The sequence below is a fragment of the Cellulomonas triticagri genome (assembly GCF_003696205.1).
Lineage (GTDB): Bacteria > Actinomycetota > Actinomycetes > Actinomycetales > Cellulomonadaceae > Cellulomonas > Cellulomonas triticagri.
Map to the genome: position 1 here is coordinate 1 of NZ_RFFI01000185.1, position 4608 is coordinate 4608.

Sequence of the window (4608 nt, forward strand, 5' to 3'; positions counted from 1 at the left end):
TCGGGGTGCGGGCCGCCGGCGTGCTGGTCGCGGCGGTGCCGGTCGCGACGTTCCTCGCGAACCTGGTGCCCTGGTGGCGCGCGGGGTCGCCCGGGTGGCTGCTCGCGCTGCTCGTCGCCGGGTGGGCGGCGGCCGTCGCGGTGCTCGCGCTCGGCGTGCCCGCGTGGCGCGACCGGCCGCTCGGCCCGCTGGCGGTGGTGGGTGCGGTGACCGCCGCGGTGCTCGGGACGGACGTCGCGCTGGGCGCCCGGCTGTCGCTGGACTCGCTGATGGGCCCGGGGTCGCTCGTGGCGGGTCGGTTCTACGGGTTCGGGAACCCGGCCCTGGCCCTGTTCGCGACCGCGACGGTGCTCACGGCCGTGGCGGCGACCGACCCGCTGCTGCGGCGCGGGCGCCGGGGTGCGGCGGTGGCCGTCGTCGTCGGCGCGGGCGTCCTCGCGCTCGGCGTGGTGTCGGGGGCGCTGGCGCGCACGCCCACGACCGGCGCGAACTTCGGCGGGCCGCCCGCGCTGGTCGCGGGCTTCCTGGTCCTGGCCGCGCTCACCGCGGGGGTGCGGCTGACCTGGCGGCGCCTGGCGGTCGTGCTGCTGGCCGGGCTCGCGACGTCCGTCGTGCTCGCGGTGCTCGACTGGCTGCGTCCCGCCGGGGAGCGCACGCACCTCGGCCGGTTCGTCGAGACCGTCCTCGACGGCGGGCTCGCGACCGTGCTGCTCCGCAAGGCGGGGACGAACCTGCGGATCCTGCTCGGCAGCGAGCAGACCCTGCTCGCCGTGGCCGGTCTGCTGCTCGTGGTCGTGCTGCTCGGCCGCCCGGCCCGCTCCGCGATCCGCGCCAGCGACGGCGGCCCGTACGCGTGGCTGTCCGGCGGTGCGCCGCTGCGCCGGCTGACGACCGACGCCCCGGCGCTGGTGCCTGGGCTGGTCGCGCTCGCGGTGACGCTGGGGTTCGCGTTCGTCGTGAACGACTCGGGCGTGGTGCTGCCCGCCACGGGGGTGGGTCTCGCGGTGCCGCTGCTGGTCGCGGCGTGCGCGACGTGGTTGCTGCGCGCTCACCCCGCCGCGACGGCGTCGCGCCCCCGGTCCGGCTCCTCGGCGGGGGCGGGACGTCGTGCCCGGTCGGACAGCCGCAGCAGCACCGCGGCGACCACCCAGTTGACCACCAGCGAGGACCCGCCGTAGGCGAGGAACGGCATCGTCAGGCCGGTCAGCGGGATGAGCCGCGTGATGCCGCCGAGCACGATGAAGCACTGCAGCGCGATCCCGAAGGACAGCCCGGCGGCGAGCAGCTTGCCGAACCCGTCGCGCAGACCGATCGCGGTCCGCAGCCCGCGCTGGCACAGCAGCAGCGACAGCACGAGCAGCGCCGCCACGCCGGTCAGCCCGAGCTCCTCGCCCAGCGACGCCATGATGAAGTCCGACTCCGCGTACGGGACGAGGTCCGGGCGCCCCTGACCCCACCCGCGTCCGAGGAGACCGCCGTCGGCCATGCCGAACAGCCCGCGCACCAGCTGCCCGGACCCGCCGGGGTGCCGCTCGAAGATGTCGGGGTCGAGCGCGTGCAGCCACACGTCGAACCGTGCCTGCACGTACCCGAAGTGCGACGCGGCGACGGCGACCTGCGCCCCGGCCAGCCCGAGGCCGAGCACGATCCAGGAGATCCGCTCGGTCGCGACGTAGAGCATCGCCACGAAGATGCCGAACAGCAGCAGCGAGCTGCCCAGGTCGCGCTGCGCGAACATCACGCCGAGCGACACGGCCCACACGACGAGCAGCGGCGCCAGGTAGCGCAGCCGGGGCAGGTGCAGGCCCAGCACCCGCCGCCCGGTCAGCGTGAGGTTGTCGCGGTGCGTGACGAGGTACCCCGCGAAGAACACCGCCAGCGCGAGCTTGGCGAGCTCGCTCGGCTGGAACGACATGCCGAACGCCCGCACCCAGACCCGCGAGCCGTTGATGGTCGCCCCGATCACCGGCGCCATCGGCAGCACCAGCAGCACGAGGCCGGCCGCCATCGCGGTGTACGAGTACCGGCGCAGCACGCGGTGATCCCGCAGCAGCACGAGCACCAGGCACGCCAGCACCACGGACACCGCCGACCAGCCGAGCTGGCGGCCCGCGAACTCGCCCTCGCGCCCGTTCGCGATCCGGGCGAGGTCGAGCCGGTGGATCATCGCCAGCCCCGTGCCGTTGAGCGCGACCACGACCGGCAGCACGAGCGGGTCGGCGTGCGGGGCGCGCCACCGCACGACGCCGTGCACCACGAGTGCCGGGACGGCGAGCGTCGCGGCGTAGACCGGCAGGTCGTCCGGCAGCGCCCCGGTCATCCCGAGGGTGCCGAGCGCGTACCCGGCGACGGACAGCACGAGCGCGAGGCCGAGCAGCGCGAGCTCGGCCCCGCGTCCGGCGCCGGGTGCGGACGGCGCGGACGGGGGCGCGGTCGTCGGTGCGGGGGTCGGGAGCACGCGGCGGTCCTCTCACCGTGGGGACGCGCCGGGGCGGCCCACCCCCTCGGGTGCCCGACGCCGTCCCGACGCTAGGAGGCCGCCGGGGGGCGTCCGGGGCGGGAGGTGGGGAACCCTCGTCCGGAACCTGTGGTGACCCGGTGAACCCGTCCGGTTCGTCCCGGGTGACCCGGCTTCGTACGCTGGCGCGATGGAGCTGCGGTTCGCGGGCGAGGTCATCCACTGGCGCGGCCCCGCGCCGTTCCACTTCGTGCGCGTGCCGGACGAGGAGGTCGCGGGCGTGCGGGAGGCGGCGGCGCTGCTGTCCTACGGCTGGGGCGTCGTCCCGGTCACCGTGACGATCGGGCGCACGCGCTTCACGACGTCGCTGTTCCCCCGCGAGGGCGGGTACCTCGTGCCGGTCAAGGACGCCGTCCGCCGGGCCGAGGACGTCGAGCTCGGCGACACGGTCGACCTCGTGCTGACGCTCGGCGCCTGAACCTGCGAGGGTGGGCGACGTGCCCGACCCCACCGACCGACCCGCGCGTGCCCGCTGGCTCGCGCCCGCCGTCGTCGTGCTCGGCGCGCTCCTCGTCGCCCTCGGCGTGTGGCTGCTGGTCGACCCCGGTCCGGGCTGGACGGCCGTCGCGCCCGCGAGCGGGGCCACCTACGACCCGGGCGTCGCACCCGGCACGGTCGCGGTGGTGCTGACCAGTGGCGCGGTGCTGCTCGTCGCGGGCGTGGTCGCCCAGGTGGGTCGGCGTCGCCGGAGGCGGTGAGGGGTCGCCTGGCGGCGCGCACGTCGCGGCGCCGGTCCGTAGGCTCGGGGCAACGGCCCGCCGCTGCTGCCGAGGGCCGCACCCCGCCGTCGACCCGAAGGACCAGCATGAAGACGTTCACCCTGCCCGGTACCGACATCGTCGCGCCGAACGTGGTCCTCGGGCTGATGCGCATCCAGGACAAGTCCGACGACGAGGTCCGCGACCTGGTGCGCACCGCGCGCGACGCCGGCATCGCGTTCGTGGACCACGCCGCCGTCTACGGCTCCGAGAAGCACGGCTGCGAGGCCCGGTTCGCCGAGGCGCTCGACCTCACGCCCGCGCAGCGCGACGAGTTCGTCATCCAGACCAAGGCCGGCATCGTCAAGGACGGCCCGTACTTCGACTTCTCGTACGAGGAGATCGTGTCCTCCGTCGAGGGGTCGCTGCGCGCGCTGCGCACCGACCACGTCGACATCCTCCTGCTGCACCGCCCCGATGCCCTGGTGGAGCCGGACGAGGTCGCGCGGGCGTTCGACGAGCTCGCCGCCGCGGGCAAGGTCCGGGCGTTCGGCGTCTCCAACCACACGCCGGCGCAGATCGAGCTGCTGAAGAAGTCCGTGACGCAGCCGCTCGTGGTCAACCAGGTGCAGCTCAGCCTCACGCACGCGCCGCTGGTCGCGCAGGGCGTCGCCGCGAACATGGCGACCCTCGACCAGTCGATCAGCCGGGACAGCGGCCTGCTCGACTACTGCCGCCTGCACGACATCACCGTGCAGGCGTGGTCCCCGTTCCAGAAGGCGTTCTTCGACGGCGTCTTCCTCGGCGACCGGGAGAACTTCGCCGAGCTCAACGACGTCATCGAGCGCCTCGCGGCGAAGTACGGGGTGACGCCCACCGGCATCGCCGTCGCGTGGATCACGCGGCATCCGGCGCAGATGCAGGTCGTCCTCGGCACCACGACGCCGTCGCGGGTCACCGAGTCGGCGGCGGGCTCGGACATCCCGCTGACGCGGGCCGAGTGGTACGAGCTGTTCCGCGCGGCGGGGCACCGCGTGCCCTGACGTCGCGTGGAGGCGGCGGCGCACTGCTGGGCCCCGAGGGGCTGACAGCGCGCCGCCGCCTCTGTATGTTTGCTGCAACGTTCGGCAACGCGTTGCAGCGGTCGACCACGACCCGGCCGAGCGGGTGGGACGTCCCGGCACAGGCGCCGGGGCGAGCACGCGTCCCACGCAGGGGGACGCTCGTCGACAGGAGCACAGAGCGATGACGCTCAGCCGCAGCACACGCACGCCCGTGCACGACCACACCCGCACCCCACCCGGCCGACGCCGACGGGTCGTCGCCGCCGCCCTCGGCCTCGCGCTCGCCGCCCCCGGGCTGCTCGCCGCCGCCCTCCCGGCCGCCGCCGCG

General features: G+C 75.4%; 4 protein-coding genes. 3 read left to right on the forward strand and 1 reads right to left on the reverse strand.

Annotation, left to right across the window (positions count from 1 at the left end):
* Positions 1-1048: 1048 nt before the first annotated feature.
* The gene (locus tag EBM89_RS19525; protein WP_233571869.1) at positions 1049-2458 is read right to left on the reverse strand and encodes an FtsW/RodA/SpoVE family cell cycle protein; all 1410 of its coding nucleotides are present in this window, start codon (positions 2456-2458) and stop codon (positions 1049-1051) included.
* A gap of 190 nt (positions 2459-2648) precedes the next feature.
* On the opposite strand from EBM89_RS19525, the gene EBM89_RS19530 reads away from it, so the two are divergent.
* From EBM89_RS19530 to EBM89_RS19540, 3 genes are all read left to right on the forward strand, one after another.
* A complete protein-coding gene (locus EBM89_RS19530) occupies positions 2649-2936 on the forward strand; it encodes a DUF1905 domain-containing protein (protein ID WP_122151259.1) in 288 nt (95 codons plus the stop codon).
* 19 nt (positions 2937-2955) lie between these two features.
* Positions 2956-3216 (forward strand): hypothetical protein, encoded by a 261-nt coding sequence (locus tag EBM89_RS19535; protein ID WP_147463635.1) that lies wholly within the window; start codon positions 2956-2958, stop codon positions 3214-3216.
* A gap of 107 nt (positions 3217-3323) precedes the next feature.
* Positions 3324-4259 (forward strand): aldo/keto reductase, encoded by a 936-nt coding sequence (locus tag EBM89_RS19540; RefSeq protein ID WP_122151261.1) that lies wholly within the window; start codon positions 3324-3326, stop codon positions 4257-4259.
* Positions 4260-4608 lie beyond the last annotated feature (349 nt).